We start from the raw sequence: 20757 nt of genomic DNA, 5'->3' as shown, positions 1-20757 counted from the left end.
CGCAAGGAAGAATTAAAAAATGTTACTATCGTTGATGATTTTTATCCCGTTGCTCGGGATGATCGCTGTTTTACTTCTGCCGCGCGAGTCAGAGGAACTGATTAAACGCGTTACGCTCCTCTTTACACTCATCCCACTCGCACTCGCAGTCACTTTATTTATCTCCTATGACCGCTCGACTGCAGGAACACAGTACGTCGTTAACGTCCCTTGGATCCAAGCGTTTAATATCCAATATCACATCGGCATTGACGGACTCAGTGTGACACTTCTGCTCCTCACTGCACTCTTAGGGCCCATCTGTGTTATTGCCTCTTGGCGAAACATCGAAAAAGGTATCAAGGCTTACATGGCGTTGTTCCTACTGCTTGAGACCGGAATGCTGGGTTTCTTCGCTGCCTTGGATCTGTTCCTGTTCTACGTCTTCTTTGAACTGACACTCCTGCCGATGTACTTCCTTATCGGTATCTGGGGCGGACCGCGCCGCGAATACGCTGCAATTAAGTTCTTCCTCTATACGCTCTTTGGCAGTGTGTTAATGTTGGTTGCGATGATAGCCGTCTATCTCAACAGTGGCACACCAGGGGCACGAACCTTTGATATTCCGACACTCATTACGTTAGCGTCTACAGCGGGACACGCCCTGAACAACCTCAACTTCCAGATCTGGGTCTTCCTCGGTTTCTTTGTCGGGTTTGCTGTAAAAGTGCCAATCTTTCCGTTCCATACGTGGCTTCCCGATGCACACGTCGAAGCACCGACAGCCATTAGCGTTATCCTTGCCGGGATTCTCCTAAAAATGGGAACTTATGGGTTGGTTCGGGTAAACATGGCGATGTTCCCACAAGGCTTGGACTTCTTCTGTAATGGGATGGGTTTCTGGGGCAATAGTCTTGCACTTCTTGGATTTATTAATATCGTCTACGGATCCTTCTGTGCCCTGGCACAAACCGACTTTAAGAAATTGGTCGCGTACTCGAGTATCGGGCACATGGGGTTCGTCATCCTCGGACTTTCCGCCCGAAATCCGGAGGGTATTACCGGCGCAATTCTCCAGATGTTCAACCACGGTGTCATCAGTGCCATGCTCTTCCTACTCGTCGGTGTCCTTTACGACAGGGCACACCATCGTGAAATCAATGGATTCGGCGGTCTGGGAACCAAAATGCCTGTCTATACCGGCATTACGACGCTTGCGTTCATGGCTTCTTTGGGACTCCCCGGCTTGAGTGGATTCGTCGGAGAGGCACTCTCCTTACTCGGTGCCTACGATAAATTCAAACTGTTGACCATCTTGTCCACTATCGGGATCGTTGTCGGTGCGGCATATTTCCTCTGGACGCTCCAAAGGGTTTTCTTAGGGACACTCAACCCTAAATATGAAGACCTTCCCGAAATCAATGGACGCGAAATTCTGACATTGGTGCCACTTGGCATCTTAACCATCGTGCTTGGCGTTTGGCCCAACTTCGCTATTGATATGTTCAGAGAATCGGTTACCAGTCTCATTGGTGTCCTGCAGGTAAATTAAAAATTGAACCCAGGCACCTGACCAAACCGTAAGGTATAATTATAGTTGTCAGTAAAGAAGTTTTTGTTAGACCCAAGCGCGTAGCTTGCAACAACGGCGCAAGCGGATAGACAGCGATAGACGTTATTGAACCCGCGCCTCTGACCGAACCGCAAGGTAAAATTAAAAAATTAAAATATGCAACCCTTAAGCAACATCGAAAGCCTCCTCTACTTCAGCCCAGAAATCCTCCTTGTGATTTTTGCCGCCGCTGTTGTACTCCTTGATCTCGTTGTAAAGGATGGAGAAAGTTCCGCAGTCGCACATCTCTCCCTCGCAGGGTGTGTTTGCGTTTTCGCCGCTGTCCTAATCACGCACTTCTCTTTCGGCGATGAAGGTCCCATTTCCCTCTTTTTGGGGATGGTCCGACTTGACGAGTTTTCCAGCTTTTTCAAGGTTTTATTGCTACTCGCAACCGCTGCAACGATTCTCTTTTCGCTCCGCTCCGACGAACTGGACGCCCGTTTGAAAGGCGAATACTATGCACTTTTGTTAGCCATCACCCTCGGCATGTTCCTGATGGCATCCTCGACAAATCTGTTGATGATATTCATCTCGTTGGAAACGGTAAGTCTTACCTCCTATATTCTCGCCGGGTTCTTGACACATAGCCCGCGTTCCAGTGAAGCTGCGTTTAAATACATAACCTATGGCGCAGTCGCCTCTGGCACCATGCTCTTCGGGTTGTCGCTCCTCTTTGGGATGACGGGCTCCGGCGATCTCGGTCAAATTAGCGTGCGACTCACCGAGCTCCTCGCATCTGGAGACGTTACCCCTCTTGCTGTGCTAATTGCCATAACCTTCATTCTTGCGGGCGTAGGCTATAAGATCGCCTCAGTCCCGTTTCACATGTGGTCCCCTGATGTCTATGAAGGCGCCCCTATCCCAATCACCGCCTTTCTGTCAGTCGCCTCAAAATCCGCAGGTTTTGCCCTGTTCATCAGGTTTTTCTATGCCGGGTTTGGCAATTCTGAATTGATGCAAGCTGTTGATTGGACCTTTATGTTAGCGATCGTTTCTGCATTGACGATGACTGTCGGCAATCTCGCCGCTTTGCCACAACAGAATGTGAAGCGTTTATTGGCGTATTCCAGCATCGCACACGGGGGGTACCTTTTGATGGGGGGGGTCCTGCTCACCTCTGAAGGCATCGGCGCGATCCTCTTCTATCTCGTTGTCTATCTCTTTATGAACTTAGGCGCGTTTTATGTCGTTGTCCTGATTGCGAATGAGGAGGGAACTGAGATGATTGAGGGCTATCGCGGTCTCGCCTCGCGGGCACCGTTGGTCGCTTGGGCAATGGTGATTTTCCTCTTTTCGCTGACAGGGATTCCGCCCTTCGCGGGTTTCTTCGGAAAATGGCTACTCTTTGCCGCTGTTCTTGAGCAAGGGTATTATTGGCTCGCACTTGTCGGGCTGCTCAATAGCGTCGTCTCGCTCTACTATTATGCCCGTATTGTGAAAGCGATGTTTCTCGAAGATGCTGGAGAGGAAACGACGCAGGTCTCCTTTTCTACCGGCACTTTTGCCCTCTTGAGCGTCTTTGTCATCCCAACGATCCTCATCGGATTCCTCAATATTTTCTATACATTTTCCAATATCTCAGACTCCGTGATACCGATGCAATGAATTGAAGGAATAGTAATGAACTGGATGGAATGGGTTATTGCGGCTGTATTTATTACTTTTCTTGCTGGTTTGGGTACAATCGTAGGCACTGCTATTAGACACGCGAACAAAAGTTAAATTTACTTATCTGTCGAAAAATTGACAAACGCGATTTCTTAAGGTATACTTAAACATAACACGCCGCAAATGCGTGTTGATGCCCGGTCGTCTAATGGTAGGACGCGTGGCTCTGGACCACGTAGTGAAGGTTCGAGTCCTTCCCGGGCAGTCATTTTAATTTTAACTTGCGGTTCGGGCAGGTAGACTGAAGTTTTTGCGTTCATTTCCGTAGAGTCGCCTGCGCCGTTGTCGCAGGCTGCGTTTTTAGTTTTTCTATTCTCTCAATATGCCGCTATCGTCTAGGGGTTAGGACGGGTGGTTCTCAGCCACCAAACCGGGGTTCGAATCCCCGTAGCGGTATCTCTTCACCTGTAAGGGCGGGCTTCCATACTACCCGCCCATTTTTTTGAGTGCAAGAACACCTTCTAAAGTAGAGTCCCACACATTGGAGAAATGCCCACATGCACGGTACACCCGAACACACCAACCGCCTTATCCATGAAACAAGCCCCTATCTGCTCCAGCATGCCCATAATCCCGTTGACTGGTATCCCTGGGGCGAAGAAGCATTGACGCGCGCCAAAGATGACCAGAAGCCTATCCTTCTGAGTATCGGCTACTCCGCGTGCCACTGGTGCCACGTCATGGAACGCGAATCCTTTGAAAATGAAGAGATCGCCGCGGTCATGAACGAGCTTTTCATCAACATCAAGGTCGATAGAGAAGAGCGTCCCGATTTAGATGAAATCTACATGAACGCCGTCCAGATCATGGCCCGTCAAGGGGGCTGGCCCATGACGGTCTTCCTCACGCCTGACCTGAAACCCTTCTTCGGCGGAACCTATTACCCGCCGACCGACGGATACGGTAGACCCGGGTTCCCGAAGGTGATGCATGCTGTTGCTGAGGCGTTCAGGGATCAAAATGTGCAGGTCCTACAGCAAGCCGACCAAATTACTGACCACCTTGCCCAGATGAGTAACGTCGTTGACCCGCACCATTATGAACTCACGGAAGAGTTGATGACCCAGGCGTTTCAGCACTACCACTCGCGATTCGATGCACACCACGGTGGATTCGGCGACCCTCCCAAATTCCCACCCAGCATGGGATTGCCTTTCCTCCTGCGCTATTGGCACCACAGCGGCAACGCCAACGCCTTAGAGATGGTCGAGCTTACACTGGAGAAGATGGCGCGCGGGGGTATGTATGACCAACTCGGTGGCGGTTTTCACCGATATTCCACCGATGCTCACTGGCTTGTCCCACATTTTGAGAAGATGTTATATGACAACGCACAACTCGTTGTCGCCTATTTTGAGGCGTATCAAGCCACGCAGAAACCGTTCTATCGTGATGTAGCCACGGAAACCCTCGATTACGTTCTCCGTGAGATGTACGACGCAGAAAACGGCGGTTTCTATTCCACCCAAGATGCCGATAGTGAAGGGGTAGAGGGCAAATTCTTCGTCTGGGAGCCGAACGATGTGGAAGATGTCGTTGGTGAAGAGAATGCCCAGATCTTCTGTGAGTATTACGACATCACACCACAAGGCAACTTTGAGGGAGAAAACATCCTCCACGTCCAGACGCCACCTGATGTCTTTGCTCGGAAGCTGCGTCTGGATGGCGAGGAACTGGAAACGCTTCTCGCAGATGGAAAGCAGAAGTTGTTTGATGAACGAGAGAAGCGAATTAAACCCGGATTGGACGACAAAATCCTCACCAGTTGGAACGGAATCATGATTCGCGGTATGGCGATGGGATACCAACTGACCGGGAAACCTGAATACCTTGAGGCGTGTGAAAAATCCGCTGAATTCGTCTTGACGACCCTATCACAAGAGGACGGACTCCTCTTGCGCACCTATCGTGCCGGTAAAAGCCACCTCAACGCCTATCTTGAGGACTACGCCTACTTCATCGCTGGGTTAATCGCGCTCTACGAAGCCAGTTTTGAACCGCGGTGGCTCACTGAAGCCGAACGCCTCGCACACATCATGATCGATCAGTTCGGGGACGACGCAGGCGACGGGTTCTTCTTCACTGGCAAAGCACACGAGACGCTGATCGTCCAATCCAAGTCCGCTTACGACGGTGCCACACCTTCCGGGGCATCCATGGCGATTCACAGTCTCCTACGGCTCGCCAAACACCTTGACAATTCTGAATTCCACGACAAAGCCGTTGAGACGTTGTTGCTCTACTTCCAGCAAATGGAGGCGATGCCTTCAGGATCCGGGCAGCTGCTCTGTGAATTAGCATTCCTGCTATCGACACCCAAAGAGATTGCGATTGTTGGTGAAAAAGGGAATGCAAAAACGGAGGCGATGTTAGAAGCATTGCACGGCACGTATCTGCCCAACAAAATCGTCGCCTTGAGCGAATCCACTGACGGACAGACGTTACCGCTCCTCGCTGGCAAGACCCAAGTTGACGACACCGCAACCGCCTACGTCTGCGAGAATTACGTCTGCCAAGCCCCCACAACGGATGTTGATGCATTCATAGAACTCTTACAATAACCCCATACAATCCCACGGGTACACCACTGGCGAGGTTACCTAACCTCGCCTAATCTCCAACCAGAAGGTAGGTGCGGTTTCCAACCGCACCGGACAATCCTCAAAAACCCTTTTATGGTAAAGTCGAATCGTAGGGGCGAGGTCCCCTCGCCCGTTACCGATGGATAATGTGCTTATGTAATACGCAAAATTGCTTAACAGAAGGCTCGTAGGGGGTTTTTGCTGGGGGTATTTGCTTGGGTGTTTCTGCGTATTTCTTCGTAGGTTCCCGCGCCCGTCGGGATTTTACCATAATCAATTTAGGTTGCGATTTTAATACACCTTCGGTATAATAAAGCCACGAAAAACAGACCTCTGTTGACACGGATTAAAAACAGAATCAACACTCATGGCTTTACACCCCGATTTTCCCGAATCTCCACACGCAATCATTGACCCTGCAGTGCGTTGGCTTCCAGATCAGCCTCTGTTGTTTGAGGAATATGGGATGCTATTGCCCCCGCTTGTGCAAAAGATCCGGGAACAAGTCAAAACGTGGCGGGATAACAACTACAGCGGTGCCTCCGAAACGAGCAAAGCACTCCTCAATTGGTGGTTTAATACCGAACACCTGAGCGAACAGGATGATGAAACGAGGACAGAATTCCGGTATTACTTCGCCCAGCGCGAGGCAATCGAAACCATCATCTACCTATACGATGTTGTCAAGGTAAGGGACGAATACGATCTCATGCGCTTTGACAGTTCCCGCGCCGTTTCAGCGGGACTGTTTGACGAAAACTGGCGGCGGTTTGTCATAAAAATGGCAACAGGCACAGGCAAAACGAAAGTGATGAGCCTCGCCATCGCGTGGAGTTTCTTTCACAAGTTATATGAATCCGATTCCGAACTCTCGCGCAACTTCCTCGTCATTGCCCCCAATATCATTGTGCTTGACCGACTCTATCACGATTTTCAGGGGTTACGCATTTTCTTTAATGATCCCGTGCTGCCCGATAACGGGTTTGAAGGTAACAACTGGCGTGACGATTTTCAACTCACCCTACACGTCCAAGACGAAGTACGTACTACCCAACCCACAGGCAACATCTTTCTCACCAACATCCACCGCGTCTATTCCAGCGATCAATCCCCACCGTCCCCTGATGATGATAACAGCATGGACTACTTTTTCGGTAAAAAGCCGACAGGGGCAACAACAGATTCTAAGGTTGATCTCGGAGACATCGTTCGCGACATCGACGAACTGATGATCCTCAACGATGAAGCACACCATGTCCACGATCGGAGGTTAGCATGGTTCAAGTCCATTGAAGATATTCACAATCGTCTTTTGCAGAAAGGCAGTGAATTGGCATTGCAAGTGGATGTAAGTGCTACGCCGAAGCACGACAACGGTGCAATTTTTGTGCAAACAGTCGCAGATTATCCGCTTGTAGAGGCGATTTCGCAAAATGTTGTTAAGCACCCTGTCCTTCCGGATGCTGAGAGCCGGGCAAAACTTGAGGAACGCCAAAGCGTGAGGTATACCGAGAAGTATGCCGACTATCTCGAACTCGGTGTTATGGAGTGGCGAAAAGCAGCTGAAGAACATGAAAAATTAGGGAAGAAAGCCATCCTATTTGTGATGACCGACAATACCCAGAACTGCGACGAAGTGGCAGCGTCCCTCGAAAACCTGCATCCTGCTCTCAAAAATGCCGTCCTCGTCATTCATACCAACAGAAGTGGTGAAATCTCTGAGGCGAGATCCAGTAAGAAACAAGCAGAATTGGAGAAACTCCGTAAGCAGGCGAATGAGATTGATTCCCTGGAGAGTCCATACAAAGCGATTGTCTCCGTGTTGATGCTCAAGGAGGGATGGGATGTCAAGAATGTAACGACTATTGTTGGACTCCGCGCCTATTCCGCCAAAGCCAATATCTTACCAGAACAAACGCTTGGACGCGGGCTCCGCCTCATGTACTCGGGTGGTCTCGAAGAAACTGTGAGTGTTATTGGCACTGATGCCTTCATGGAGTTTGTTGAGGAGATTAAATCGGAAGGGGTCGAATTGGAACGTCAAGCGATGGGTGTAGGGACAAAACCGAAAGCACCCCTCGTCATTGAAGTGGACAAAGCGAATGTCAACAAAGATATTGACGCGCTTGATATTGAAGTCCCGATACTGACGCGCCGCATCTATCGGGAGTACACGAGTCTCGCGGATTTGGATATCACACAGTTCGGTTTTACACCCGTGGCATACCAAGCGTTTGACGAAACATCGGAACGCGAAATCGTTTTCACGGACATGGCGACGGGCGAGGTTACGCACACCACGGTATTAGACGGCAGTGGTGTCGCTGATTACCGCAGCGTGATCGGTTATTTTGCAGAGACACTCCGTAAAGACCTCCGACTCATCAGTGGTTACGATGTGCTGTATGGAAAGGTTAAAGACTTTGTCCAGAACCAACTTTTCGGCGAAACGGTGATGTTAGAGCACCCAGATACCCTACAGAACCTGTCAGAACTCTCAGCCACAAAAACGGTCATGGAGACGTTCAAATACGCTATCAACGATCTCACAATACAGGATAGAGGAGATGCAAAGTTGATCGAAACAACGCGAGCACAGGACGCACGTCCCTTCATGGTTAAAGAACAGGAATACTTGGTCCCCCAAAAGTCTGTGTTCAACAGAGTCACCGGTGACAGTCATTTTGAATTGGAATTCGCCGCATTTCTCGAAAACTGCCCAGATGTCGTCTCCTACGTCAAAAACGACTTTAGCCTGCATTTCAAACTCGACTATATCAATGCAGATGGCGATATTTCCAATTACTACCCAGACTTTGTTGTTAAGTTGACGAATAGACGCGTAATCGTTGTTGAGACGAAGGGGAGAGAAGATCTGGATGTGCCGCGCAAGATGCAACGCTTATCGCAATGGTGTAAAGATGTCAACAAGGTTTCGTCAAATACTATCTATGACTTTGTTTATGTAGATCAAGAGAGTTTTGACGTATACAGACCCGAAACATTCCAGCAACTGCTTGACGGATTTACGGAATACAAAACCTCGTAGCGGATGCTTATGAACTAACCTGGTAGCATAAGCTGTTGGTTTCCTATGCATCCCCAAAAGATGATTGAGTTGGTCATGATGCCACTTGTAGCATAGGCTGTTAGCCTGTGTATCCTCCGTAGCGTAAGCTTTGTCTACTGAAAAAGGAATGCAGTGATTCAGCGAAAGTCCCTTATCGAAAGCCCAGAGCCATTTAGTTTATATATTTACTTTATATATGTGAATATTTTTACTCTTTTTAACTCCCTCAACTCGGTAGGAGCGGTTTCTAACCGCTCCAAATCGTCAAAAGAAGCGTAAAAACCCGAATAAATTCTTAAAACTAAATGACCCTATCGAAAGCCCAAAACCGCTTGACATACCATACCAATTTATGTTAAAATATAAGACATCTTTCCACAAGTTTTTTCATTTTTGAGAGGGGGTGGCACTATGACAGCTTACGCATTTTGGAACAACAAAGGAGGGATTGGCAAGAGTTTCTTAAGCTTTGTTGCCGCAACAGAATATGCCCGTACTTACCCGAACGCCGATGTCTATGTGATAGACCTTTGTCCACAGGCGAACATCTCTGAGATGTTGCTCTTGGATTCCCAACTTTTGATTGATACCGGTGACCAAAGGTCAATATATAGTTACGATGTAGTCCGAGAAAATGTTGATCCGATACACAAACTAATAGGAAAAACGCCGCGTGCTACAGTTGCGGGTTACCTTGAAGCGCGACTGAATTCTCCATTTAAGCAGATCCATGATGTTTCTCCTTATGTGTGCCATCCTCGGAACTTCAACGCAAAACTTCCAACAAATTTACTTTTGGTTTGCGGTGATTATCTGCTGGAAATCCTCTCAGAGGCGATTCGTCAGACCTCCCAGCTTGCCATTCCGGTAGATGCATGGAAACAAGTACTCAATTGGATCAAAGATTTGACAATCGCGTTACGTAAGCGGAGCGGAAGCAGAGATGCACTTTTTATTATTGACTGTAATCCGAGTTTCGCTATTTATACTCAGTTGGCACTTGCTGCAACTGAAAACCTTGTCGTGCCTTTTACACCTGATGATAGTTCACGTCGGGCCGTGGAGAATGTTGTTGCCCTGCTTTATGGATACGGTGTGAGTGACCCTAAAATAGAAACTTATGCGAGAATCAACTTTGCTAATAGAGCAAAGGACGAGGGTTTGGATGTTCCGAAACTCCACACCTTCATCAGTAATCGCGTAACTCTCCATGGTGGCAAGGCAAGCAGGGCTTTTGAGGCAGTAAATGAGGCCATTAAAGCAACATTGGATGAACTTCACAAAAAACATCGCCAAATTTATGCATCCCCAAAAGATTTACCGAGTAAAAGGTTCATAGAGGTCCCAGACTATCACAGTGCATGTGTCGTTATGACGGTTAAAGGAATACCCTTAGATAGTCTTCGCCCCGGACCGAATATGGTTCACGATAAACCGGTCCAACTCAATCCCAAACCGTTAGAACGGTATCGGAATGCTCTTACTGAATTTGTAAATTATCTTTAAAGGTTCCTCGTGCCATCACCAGCAGCATTGAAGTACACGGCCTCGGCAAATCGTATACAAACACTGCGTAGAGCAGCAACGAATAAGCGGTTGCGCCCCATGTCACTTGACGAAATACAGGTTTACTATCACGCAGCGCTTACCGGTTACGTCGCAGCGTGGAATGCATACATAGATAACTTGGTGCGTAATTTCTACGATGTGATAGCAGATCCGTTAAACCCAAAATTTGATGCTATACATACACTCGCTAAGAATATAGCAGGTAATGCTTTGACAAGATTTAATACGCCAAACTGGGAAAATACACGCAATCTCCTCGATCAATACACAGGATACGATCCTATCAACGATTGGGGTGGGTCTCAAGTTAATATGAATCGGGAGCAGGTAAATCAACGATTAAATGAGATATTACGTATTCGCCATAGTCTGGCTCATGGTTCTAACATGCCAACTTACAATTGGATACAATCACCGAGTGGCAAAATCCGTCTAACCAGCAAAGCGATCCAAGAGACTGAGACTTTCTTCAAAAACCTTGTCAATGTTACGGACACGGGCATGAAAACGCATATTGAGTCAACTTACGGGCTTGCCAACATTTGGTAAGAGGTATAAAAAATGGCAGAACCCATCCGTGGAAAAGTCGCACGGGTGCTTAACGAACGGGAAATAGCAATAAACATCGGAACAGCACACGGCGTAGATGTTGGTATGTATTTTGATGTGATGGATCCTCAAGGGCAAGATATAAAAGATCCAGATACAGACGAAGTGTTGGGTTCTATTGAACGTCCAAGAGTCAGAGTGAAGATCACCCATGTTCAAGATAAATTAGCTATCGCTAGTACATACAAAGCAGAGTCAGTAAACATCGGCGGAGAGGGCGGACCTTTGGGACCATTTGCTCGATCGCTTATGCCCCCCGAATGGATAAAAAAATACGAAACATTGAGAACAAAAGACAAAGGTTGGTCTCATCTTTATGAAGGAGACAGTTATGTCAAGGTCGGGGATCCCGTCGTTCAAGTTGATCGTCCGTACGATTAATAAACGTTGTAAAAACCGAGAGAGAAAACCATGCCACGACTTACAGAACAAGAACAACAAGAAATCATCCGCTTTATTGAGGCAGACAAACCGCTGCCCGACAAGTACCGCTTCCTGCTGTTTGAAGACAAACGCGAAGTCGAACTCGTCTGGAACGGAAAAACCAGTGAGGTCTGCAACATTGTCCTACCCTTTCAAACGATTGAACAGGTAGATGAACCCCGTGCTGAGAAACCTTCCCCAGACAATATGCAACTCGCGCTCTTTGACACACGTGGCCGACAGCGCAAAGGTTGGACAAACAAGTTGATCTGGGGTGACAACAAACTTGTTCTGTCATCGCTCAAGAACGGACCGCTGCGCGAGGAAATTGAAGCACAAGGTGGACTCAAACTCATCTATATTGACCCTCCTTTTGATGTAGGCGCGGACTTTTCCATGGATATCGAAATTGGGGACGAAACTTTTACCAAAAATCCAAATATCCTTGAAGAGATTGCCTACCGCGACACATGGGGACAAGGAGCAGACTCCTTTATCGCGATGATTCATGAGCGGTTGGTCCTAATGCGGGAGCTATTGGCAGAGGATGGGAGTATCTATGTGCATTGTGATTGGCGCGTGAATAGTTATATCCGCCTTGCAATGGATGAGATTTTTGGGAGAGAGAATTTCATTAATCAAATATCTTGGTATTACAGGAGATGGAATATTGCTGGTAAAATGTTTGCAGCTAACCACGATAATATTTTCTATTATGCAAAAAATAAAGGGAAACATTGTTTTAACCAGCTTTTTATCCCGAAATCATCTAAATCCAGCGCGCAAGGAAAATCATGGAAAAGTGTTATTGGGGAAGATGGGATTAGGCGATCTATAATGACAGATGAGCCTACAAAAGGTGTTCCAATGCCGGATATGTGGGAAATCTCGATGATAAATCCTGTTGGACAGGAAAGAATAGGCTATCCCACTCAAAAGCCCGAGGCCCTTTCGGAACGAATCATGAAAGCGTCCTCCAATGAGGGTGACCTCGTTGCTGACTTCTTCTGTGGCTCTGGCACCACTGCTGCCGTTGCTGAAAAGTTAGGACGCAAGTGGATTGCTACAGACCTCGGCAAGTTCGCTATCCACACTACACGCAAACGGATGATCGGAGCCCAGCGTCAACTTAAGACTGATGGTAAAGACTACCGCGCCTTTGAAATCCTCAATCTCGGCAAATATGAGCGTCAACACTATATCGGTGTTAATCCGAACCTGCGCGAGGCTGAACAGCAGAAGCAATCGGTAGAGAGAGAAAAGGCGTTCATTGACCTCATTTTGTGTGCTTACGCTGCCGAAAAGACCGAGAGTTTCACCAATTTCCAGGGAAAAAAAGCCGGACGGCTTGTTGCAATCGGTCCTGTCAATATGCCGGTGACGCGCCTCTTTGTGGAGGAAATTATCCTTGAGTGCCGTAGACACCAAATTACGCGTGTGGACGTTCTCGGGTTTGAGTTCGAGATGGGGCTGTTTCCCAATGTGTTAGATGAGGCGAAAAGCAAGGGACTTGACATTTCACCGAAATTCATTCCCGCCGAGGTTTTCGACAAACGAGCGGTGGAACAAGGTCAGGTTGTATTCCATGACATGGCGTTTATTGAGGTCAAACCCACCATCTGTTACCCTCCTGAGAAGGAGGGCAAGGGAGGTTCTTCGACCAAACCCCCTAAATCCCCCTTATCAGGGGGACTTGCAACGGTCGCCGTGGAATTAACCGATTTCTCTGTCTTTTACTCACAGGATTCTATCTCCAACGCTGAGCAGACACTCAAGAACAGGAGTAGTCGGATCGTCGTAGAAAGAGGGCAAGTCGTAAAAGTAAGCAAAGACGCGGATGGGATTGTGAGCCGTGAGGTTTTAACCAAACACTGGACAGACTGGATCGACTACTGGTCGGTCGATTTCGACTTTGAGAGCAAACACGAGATTATCCGCATGCAAGATTCGCAAACAGGCGAATGGGAAGAACAATGGACAGGCGATTATGTTTTTGAAAATGAGTGGCAAAGTTTCCGCACCAAGAAAGACCGATCATTGGAATTGACCAGTGTTGCCCACGAATGCAAACCTGGTCATCGCAAACTTGCCGTCAAAGTCGTTGACATCTTCGGCAATGACACAATGACGATTGTGGAGGTTTCGGTGTAGGATTGTCGCCTCAACACAGAAGATACTTTTTAAGGAGATAACCGTGTCAGAAAATATTAAAATATCCATGTTTAAAGTCGTGGGCAGCCCGTTTTGCGTTGCTTCCGGCGACGGGCAGAAGATTCATAAACACCTTGATGCTGCTCTGAGAGCGAATCAAGATGTCGTCCTCTCATTTCACAATGTCACAGCATTAACAACACCTTTCCTCACTGCTGCAGTTGGTGAATTGTACGGAACATTCAGTGAGGAAAAAATTCGCTCCCTATTGAAAGTGGAAGATATAGAACCAGACGACCTCGCTTTCCTGGAATCTGTCGTTCGCGATGTCAAATTATATTTCAAAGACCCCCAGAAATTCAATCAAATATTTCAAATTGATGAATTCTCAATGTAATTGCCCTCATACTTACTGTTAAATCTGTAAACACTTTGAGTAATGACCCTATGACAATTGTAGAGGTATCAGTATGAGTCTGACAGTAAAACTAAAAAACATTGGAATCCTAAAGCAGGCAGAATTTTCGCTGGGCGATTTGACACTCATCTGTGGTGAGAATAACACCGGCAAAACTTATGCTGCTTGTGTATTGTTCGGTTTTTTAAAGTCTTGGCATCAATTCATCCGTTTCCCAATTAGCGATGCCCAAATCCAGCGAGCACTTACAAAACAGGTTAAGATTGAATTGGTGCCAGCAACTGATGACCTACTTACAGAAGCATGCAGGAAATACACCGAGCAACTGGATACAATTTTTGCGGCACCTGAAGGGACGTTTCAGAAGAGTGAATTCTACTTCATGACAGATGAGATTGACATACAAGGTAAACAATTCAACAGCCTATTCACAGGCCTCCAATCTTTCCTATTTTCAAAGGGCAAGGGAAGCGAAGCAGCAATACTTACTTCAAGAACAACAAAAAAACAAGAAGAAAAAAAAATTGATACCGATAGTGTAAAAAGTTTTATTGATTTTGTTATTATCGAGCATATTTTCTCTGGTTCTTTACCCAGACCTTTTATATCTTCAGCTGAGCGTACCGGCATCTCGACTTTTCGGAAAGAACTTAATTTTGCTCGGAGTCAACTGCTGAAAGACATGGCACGAGCAGATCAACAGACGGACTTGCGGGGATTGCTATCCAAGGCGTATCAAAGTTACCCATCGTCAATAGGAACCGATGTCGACTTTATGGGTCAACTTGAAGATATTGCCAAAAGCAAAAGTTTCATTGCCAAAGAGCATCCCGAAATTTTGGAAGACTTTGTAGATATTATCGGGGGCGAATACACCATTACACAAAACGACCAACTCTACTATATTCCGAAAGGCACACGACTCAAATTAACAATGGTGGAAAGTTCAAGTGCCGTGCGTTCACTCTTAGACCTCAGCTTTTATCTCAATTGTATTGCCGAAAAAGGTGATCTGCTGATGATAGACGAACCCGAATTAAGTCTCCATCCGGAAAATCAACGCCGCATCGCCAGACTCTTTGCGAGGCTCGTGAATTTGGGTGTTAAAGTCTTCATCACTACCCACAGCGATTACATCGTCAAAGAACTGAACACACTGATCATGCTCAATCACGACAAGCCACACCTGAAAAGAGTCGCCGAAGAAAACGGTTATCAGGAAAGTGAATTGATTAACGCCGATCAAGTCAAAGTATACGTAGCGGAAGAAAAACTGATGCCATTGGAAGAAGGGCAAAAGAGACGGAGAAGGGGGCATACGCTCGTTCCTGCTAAAATTCATCCAAGATTTGGCATTGGAGTCAGCAGCTTTGATAAGACGATTGATGATATGAACAGGATTCAGGACGAAATTGTCTGGGGGGAAGAGTAGACTTTGTGAATGATATTCAGATACTGAGGGAAATGCTCACCCCCAATATCCAAGTTACCTTACAACCGGGTCAGGGAAGACCTTCTGTGCAATTAACCGATTTGCAATCCGGTGCGACTGTCGAAATAAAAGGGATTCCTCCTCACTCTATTGTGATCAGGGCAGAAGATTTTGAGAATCCTCTTACTGTTTTCAATGGAACGAAGGGCGAACGCAAACGGGCTGATTTTGTGATTGTATCCAACGATGAGCGTGGAAGAAAGTGGATTATCTGCATCGAGACGCAGGAAATGGACGCTAAATTGGCTTCCCACGTTGTCCAACAATTAAAAGGGGCATATTGCTTTATTACTTACTGCCAATGCATAGGAAAATCGTTTTGGGCATCGGATGACTTTCTTAATGGTTATCAGTACCGGTTTGTTAGTATTGTAGAACTTAACTTTAACAGGAGCAAGCGTAGAACACAACCTTTCCAATCCATGGGACAACTGCATAATCGTCCCGAGATTTTTCTAAAAATCTCACGGAGCCCTACTGTCCTTTTTCATAAGTTAATTGATCCCGTATTCTGACACCAAAATATAAGAGGAAACGGTAATGGCACACACAAGCGAAGCATTAACCGATTTAGATTGGCACCCACTCTCCAATGAGGACATACAGCACTTTGACGATAAAGGCTACCTCATCATCCGAAATGTGCTGGACTCGGAGACGGTTGACAAACTGATTGAAGTGAGCGATCGACGTGAGAACCGTCAACACAACTCCAACAACCGATAACGCATTTGGGGGAGGGATTGTAACCCCAATGTGGTAGGGGTTTGTAACCCCGATTACGTCAAGGTGATTACGTCCTTTTTAACGATCTCTTTCGTGTCATAGTGCCCTGCCTGGGAGATGAGTTCCAGGGTTTCCGGCGACAATCGTGTTCTAACCTCTGGCGGCACCCGACTCTCGCCGCGATGCTGCGGTCTGTAGCGTAAGGTCAGGACACAACGATACCGATCTTTCGGTTTCCACGGCAGCGCACCGTGCGTCAGGAGCTCAGAGATAATCACGAAATCCCCTGCCTTCGGCGTGATGTTAACAACCCCTTCTGGAATCTCATCGGCATCCTTAATCCTCCCGTTGTTGTAGAGGTGTTCAGGACGATCGAAAAAGGTCTTGTGTGTGCCGGGAACGACTAACAACCCACCATCCCCCGGATGCACATCATAGAGGTAAGGAAAAACGACAAAATCGTCACAAAAGATTCGACCATTTCGGACCTCATAACGGTTGCAGTGCCATCCAAAATCTTCTCGCGCACAATGCAAGCGGAGGCCTTCTTCCGACTCCGACGCACCCGCCCGATCCGCAATCATGGTGCCACGCATCAATTGCGGTTTGTTATTCGTCAGTTCTTTGATAATAGGCCACGTCGATCGGTGCATCGTGAGTGCCTCTAAGGGTTTCGCGAAGGCAAAGCCGTTTGGGAGATTTTTTTCGCTGGAATCAAATCCGGGTGGAAGTTCTTCGGTAGGGGTATTGATGTATTCATTCGCTGCTGCTTGTGCCGCTTTCAGTTCTTCGTCCGTCATGACGTTCTCTAAGTGAAGGTATCCGGTGACATCGAAAAGATACCGTTGTTCAGGGGTCATCATAGTATTTTACTCCTTCTTCCGTAGCATAGACTGTTAGTCTGTGCGTATTTATAGTAAAGTTTAGAATTAAAAAGACATTTTAACGCTCCGACATGCCTGCCTCACCTCGTAGGGGCGAGGTCCCCTCGCCCGCTGTCAAATGTCCCATTAATTATGGGTTTTACTATATAGTAAATCCCCTCAGTAGGGAACCCTTCATCGCCCGTCCCACTGCCTAAACGCGTATTGTCCCGCAAGTCCACACGCGACTTATACCATTGCGCGACTACAAACCCAAATTATGAATCGTTCTCAACTGCTCAGCAGAATACTGACTTCTAAGTGATAGGAGTTTCCCACACGGGCCAATCGTTCTCCTGTAACTGCTTAAAGCGTTGGTCAAAGCCTTCACTACCGTCATCTTCCCATTCATCCAAACGCACCCCGGGTGCATAAGATTCGTCCACGCCCTGTTTCATGAGGCGTTCCGCCTGTTGTAGGTTTCGGTAGTAATGCTTTATGCCACCGGGTAAGGTGACAACAGAGATGTGTCGTTTCCATGTAGGTTCAGGCGTTTCGGAATACCGTTTCACAGCAGCTTCATCTAATACCACACCGAGACCGGGACCCTCTGGCACCTGCATAAATCCGCGCTGAACTTTGTGCGGTGTAACAATTAAGTCGCTTTCATAAGCGTGGCTTGCAGTGACTCCCGGCAGGGTCGCTGTTGGAATCACGGCTCCCAGATGACACGCAAATGCCGCTGTAATGCCAGTACCGACATACTGGAGTAGGATCGGTGTATTCGCAGCAGCGAAAGCCCACCCCGATGCCAGTGCACTTTTGACGCTTTCATGGCTACACAGCGCACCGTCAAAATCGCCCGCTCGAAGCCCAATCCACGGACCAGAGGGTTGACGTGAAGCACCCTCCCGGATAACACCAACACCATGTAGATAGAACGGAATCCGAATCTCTTGATGCAGCCGTCGCCAGCCCTCCACGTCGTAAGCGAAAATCGGTTCTTCGAGACCCTTAACAACCGAAATTTTCTCCAGTTCTCGTAGGATGGGGAGTGCCTTCTCAACGTTGATTAACGAGCCGTTGAAGTCGAACTCCACGCGAAAGTCGGGAGGCGCAACCTCTTGGATCGCAGCTGACTGCTCAACGACATCATAAAAGGCGCGTGCCTTACACTTCAAACCTCGGTATCCACGTTCAGCAGCGACTTGAACCTCAGCAGCCGTGTCTTCAGGCGACATACACGGCATCCACCACCCCATCGCAACCCACTCCCGAACCTGTTGACCCATCAACTTCCATGCTGGCAGACCGAGATGTTTCCCCATCAGATCGTAACACGCCATGTCAAGATTAAAACGACCCTCACCCATGACATGATCGAACGGGTTCGTGCCGAGATAGGTGTCCAGCACCTCCTGATCAAACGGCGGTCCTGGGTTCTCTCCGAGACCGACGAGACCGGTGTCGGTATAAAATTTATAGACCGTGACTAACTCCGTCATCGCGAAGTGGTAGTATCTCTTACGAATCCGTTCCTCGTAAGGCACACGCAATGGAATAGATTCAATTTCGGTAATTTCCATTTGTTCTTATCCTCACGGTACCAACTGCACCTTAATCGAATCCGACCCTTCTTGGACCATCTCGAATCCCGTAAGATAGTCCTCCAACGGCAGTTGATGCGTCACAATGTGCTCGACCTCGATGAGACCGCGATGGATGTAATCGATCGCTAATGGATACGCATACGGACCTAAGTGTGAACCGTGGATGTTCAACTCCTTTGTGTCCCCAATGATCGTCCAGTCCACTGTCACCGGTTCCCGCATGACACTGAATTCGACGAAGGTGCCCGCCTTCCGAATCATGTGCAGTCCCTGCTCAACCGCTTTGGGATGTCCCGTTGCCTCAATATAGACATCGCACCCGTAGCCTTCTGTGAGGTCTAATACCTCTTGCACAGCATCTGTTTCCGAGGGATTGATCCCGATATCTGCTCCCAACTTTTTGGCGACCTCTAACCGTTTCGGCATCAGGTCAATAGCGATAAGCACCCCTGGATTTTTCAACTTCGCTGCGCCGATCATACCCAGTCCGAGAGTCCCCGCACCCGCAACCACGACGACATCACCGAACTCAATGTTTCCTCTTTGCACGGCATGAATAGAACAAGCGAGGGGTTCGATCACCGCAGCACTCGCCGTCGGAATATCGGAAGGGACTTTGTAGACAAGTGAGCGTGCCGGAAACTTCATATAGTCCGCCATACCACCGTTCACAACAGGTTGAAACCCGTAAATGTTGTGGACTTGGCAAAGCCAATACTTCCCGGTTCGACAATATCGACACTCCCAACACGGGACTATCTGCTCTGCGATAGCCGTATCACCGATTTCAAGCTTATATTTCTCACCTGCCCCTGGACCGAGTTCTACGACTTCACCGATGAATTCGTGTCCGGCAATAACGGGTGCTTCCACGTATGGTTCGCGGTGTTCGTCGCCCCAGAAAAGCGGCGCGCCTGTATAACATTTGATGTCGCTCGCGCAAACGCCGCATGCGTTCACCTTAATGACGACTTCACCGGGCCCTGCCTCCGGCAGTGGGACCTCTTCGAGGCGGTAATCCCACGGTTCGCGACACATAATCGCTCGCATCGTTTTCGACATTTTTTAATTATTCCTTGCGGAGAAATGACATGCGTTTGGAATTTGATGTGCGTTTCTCATATCCGCCTGCGTGTTTTTGCGAATCAGAATCAACGGTATGAAGCCCGTGTGGGCTTCCCCGGGTATGAATGCCATGTGGCATTCCCCGGGGTATTTCTGCGTATTGTTGCAGGCTACGCGATTTGGGTTTAACGAAAACCTCTTATAGTGGATCCGAAAAATAAATGGACACTTTCCGCCCCCGGTAGGTTCGGTTTCCTAACCGAACCGGCACAGGATGTCCTATTAATTCTAAACTTTACTATAAATGCCAACTATTTTTCTGATAAATGCCAACTATTAAAATTGATGCAGGATGTGATAGGCGGCGATACCGAGAGAGACATGAACGTTCAATGAGGCACCCGCGCCATACATCGGAAGATAAATGATCATGTCACAGGCAGCAAGCGTTCGTTTCGTTACCCCGTGGTCCTCATGCCCTACGATGAGACAGATTTTGTCTGGATAGTCTATCTCATCGTAACGGATGGATTGCGCAGTAACTTCTAAGGCGCAGCTCGTGTAGCCATCGGCTTTCAGCGATGCAATCGCGTCCGCTGCCTGCTCTGTGTATCGCCATTTGACCCGTCGGTGTTTCCCGCGCGCCACTTTGCGCACCAGTGGATGGGGCGGTTGTGCGCTGATACCTGTCAAAATCAGTTCTTTCACACGGCACGCGTCCGCTATCCGAAATGCGGAACCGACATTCACCGGGTCTTGGACATCTTGTAAGATAAAAACCAGTTCTCTTTCCGGCGGTTTCACCTGCTTCAGAAAGTCTTTGAGCGGTTTGCCGCGTAGTTGCTTTTTAATTTTTCCTTGCGTAGGACTTACGCAATAATGTTTGACATAACCTCATAGAAGGGGTAATATGTTCT

General features: G+C 47.9%; 16 protein-coding genes and 2 tRNA genes. 14 read left to right on the top strand and 4 right to left on the bottom strand.

Going from position 1 to position 20757, the window contains the following annotated elements:
- Positions 1–19: 19 nt before the first annotated feature.
- The 14 genes from F4X88_16745 to F4X88_16680 all read left to right on the top strand — a co-directional run bounded on the left by F4X88_16745 (position 20) and on the right by F4X88_16680 (position 16302).
- Positions 20–1531, top strand: a complete 1512-nt coding sequence (locus F4X88_16745) for an NADH-quinone oxidoreductase subunit M (GenBank protein MYA57930.1) — start codon at positions 20–22, stop codon at positions 1529–1531.
- A 177-nt stretch (positions 1532–1708) separates the two neighbouring features.
- Positions 1709–3199, top strand: a complete 1491-nt coding sequence (locus F4X88_16740; protein ID MYA57929.1) for an NADH-quinone oxidoreductase subunit N — start codon at positions 1709–1711, stop codon at positions 3197–3199.
- A 197-nt stretch (positions 3200–3396) separates the two neighbouring features.
- Positions 3397–3467: transfer RNA gene (locus tag F4X88_16735), tRNA-Gln, on the top strand.
- Positions 3468–3586: 119 nt separating this feature from the next.
- Positions 3587–3658: transfer RNA gene (locus tag F4X88_16730), tRNA-Glu, on the top strand.
- 101 nt (positions 3659–3759) lie between these two features.
- A complete protein-coding gene (locus F4X88_16725) occupies positions 3760–5823 on the top strand; it encodes a thioredoxin domain-containing protein (GenBank protein MYA57928.1) in 2064 nt (687 codons plus the stop codon).
- Positions 5824–6211: 388 nt separating this feature from the next.
- Complete coding sequence (locus tag F4X88_16720) at positions 6212–8893, top strand: type III restriction endonuclease subunit R (GenBank protein MYA57927.1); 2682 nt, start codon at positions 6212–6214, stop codon at positions 8891–8893.
- A gap of 432 nt (positions 8894–9325) precedes the next feature.
- On the top strand, positions 9326–10420 hold the full coding sequence (locus F4X88_16715) for a ParA family protein (protein ID MYA57926.1): 1095 nt from the start codon (positions 9326–9328) through the stop codon (positions 10418–10420).
- A gap of 9 nt (positions 10421–10429) precedes the next feature.
- Positions 10430–11032 carry a hypothetical protein gene (locus F4X88_16710; protein ID MYA57925.1) on the top strand — a complete coding sequence of 201 codons (603 nt, stop codon included), beginning with the start codon at positions 10430–10432 and terminating at the stop codon, positions 11030–11032.
- Positions 11033–11137: 105 nt separating this feature from the next.
- A complete protein-coding gene (locus tag F4X88_16705; protein MYA57924.1) occupies positions 11138–11473 on the top strand; it encodes a hypothetical protein in 336 nt (111 codons plus the stop codon).
- A 30-nt stretch (positions 11474–11503) separates the two neighbouring features.
- Positions 11504–13666: a site-specific DNA-methyltransferase gene (locus F4X88_16700; GenBank protein MYA57923.1), complete on the top strand. Its 2163-nt coding sequence runs from the start codon at positions 11504–11506 to the stop codon at positions 13664–13666.
- Between the two features lie 43 nt (positions 13667–13709).
- Positions 13710–14063: a DUF4325 domain-containing protein gene (locus F4X88_16695; GenBank protein ID MYA57922.1), complete on the top strand. Its 354-nt coding sequence runs from the start codon at positions 13710–13712 to the stop codon at positions 14061–14063.
- Positions 14064–14142: 79 nt separating this feature from the next.
- Entirely contained in the window at positions 14143–15516 is a 1374-nt protein-coding gene (locus F4X88_16690) for an ATP-binding protein (protein MYA57921.1), read from the top strand.
- 5 nt (positions 15517–15521) lie between these two features.
- Positions 15522–16091, top strand: coding sequence for a type I restriction enzyme HsdR N-terminal domain-containing protein (locus F4X88_16685; protein ID MYA57920.1), 570 nt, complete (start codon positions 15522–15524; stop codon positions 16089–16091).
- 25 nt (positions 16092–16116) lie between these two features.
- Complete coding sequence (locus tag F4X88_16680) at positions 16117–16302, top strand: hypothetical protein (GenBank protein ID MYA57919.1); 186 nt, start codon at positions 16117–16119, stop codon at positions 16300–16302.
- 53 nt (positions 16303–16355) lie between these two features.
- Here the strand turns inward: F4X88_16680 and F4X88_16675 are convergent, their stop codons facing one another.
- From F4X88_16675 to F4X88_16660, 4 genes are all read right to left on the bottom strand, one after another.
- The gene (locus F4X88_16675) at positions 16356–17165 is read right to left on the bottom strand and encodes a phytanoyl-CoA dioxygenase family protein (GenBank protein MYA57918.1); all 810 of its coding nucleotides are present in this window, start codon (positions 17163–17165) and stop codon (positions 16356–16358) included.
- A gap of 317 nt (positions 17166–17482) precedes the next feature.
- Complete coding sequence (locus F4X88_16670) at positions 17483–18751, bottom strand: hypothetical protein (GenBank protein ID MYA57917.1); 1269 nt, start codon at positions 18749–18751, stop codon at positions 17483–17485.
- 12 nt (positions 18752–18763) lie between these two features.
- Positions 18764–19837: an alcohol dehydrogenase catalytic domain-containing protein gene (locus F4X88_16665; protein ID MYA57916.1), complete on the bottom strand. Its 1074-nt coding sequence runs from the start codon at positions 19835–19837 to the stop codon at positions 18764–18766.
- Positions 19838–20176: 339 nt separating this feature from the next.
- The gene (locus F4X88_16660; GenBank protein MYA57915.1) at positions 20177–20692 is read right to left on the bottom strand and encodes an RNA methyltransferase; all 516 of its coding nucleotides are present in this window, start codon (positions 20690–20692) and stop codon (positions 20177–20179) included.
- Positions 20693–20757 lie beyond the last annotated feature (65 nt).

The organism is Candidatus Poribacteria bacterium (genome assembly GCA_009839745.1).
GTDB lineage: Bacteria > Poribacteria > WGA-4E > WGA-4E > WGA-3G > WGA-3G.
Note: the sequence above shows the minus strand (reverse complement) of the source record. Positions and strands in the feature narration are given on the sequence as shown.

What these genes read in the sequence shown, in the direction of transcription:
- F4X88_16665 (MYA57916.1), bottom strand. Translation starts at nt 19,837, where the DNA reads ATGTCGAAAACGATGCGAGCGATTATGTGTCGCGAACCGTGGGATTAC.
- F4X88_16745 (MYA57930.1), top strand. Translation starts at nt 20, where the DNA reads ATGTTACTATCGTTGATGATTTTTATCCCGTTGCTCGGGATGATCGCT.
- F4X88_16725 (MYA57928.1), top strand. Translation starts at nt 3,760, where the DNA reads ATGCACGGTACACCCGAACACACCAACCGCCTTATCCATGAAACAAGC.
- F4X88_16700 (MYA57923.1), top strand. Translation starts at nt 11,504, where the DNA reads ATGCCACGACTTACAGAACAAGAACAACAAGAAATCATCCGCTTTATT.
- F4X88_16670 (MYA57917.1), bottom strand. Translation starts at nt 18,751, where the DNA reads ATGGAAATTACCGAAATTGAATCTATTCCATTGCGTGTGCCTTACGAG.
- F4X88_16680 (MYA57919.1), top strand. Translation starts at nt 16,117, where the DNA reads ATGGCACACACAAGCGAAGCATTAACCGATTTAGATTGGCACCCACTC.
- F4X88_16740 (MYA57929.1), top strand. Translation starts at nt 1,709, where the DNA reads ATGCAACCCTTAAGCAACATCGAAAGCCTCCTCTACTTCAGCCCAGAA.
- F4X88_16715 (MYA57926.1), top strand. Translation starts at nt 9,326, where the DNA reads ATGACAGCTTACGCATTTTGGAACAACAAAGGAGGGATTGGCAAGAGT.
- F4X88_16720 (MYA57927.1), top strand. Translation starts at nt 6,212, where the DNA reads ATGGCTTTACACCCCGATTTTCCCGAATCTCCACACGCAATCATTGAC.
- F4X88_16705 (MYA57924.1), top strand. Translation starts at nt 11,138, where the DNA reads ATGTATTTTGATGTGATGGATCCTCAAGGGCAAGATATAAAAGATCCA.
- F4X88_16675 (MYA57918.1), bottom strand. Translation starts at nt 17,165, where the DNA reads ATGATGACCCCTGAACAACGGTATCTTTTCGATGTCACCGGATACCTT.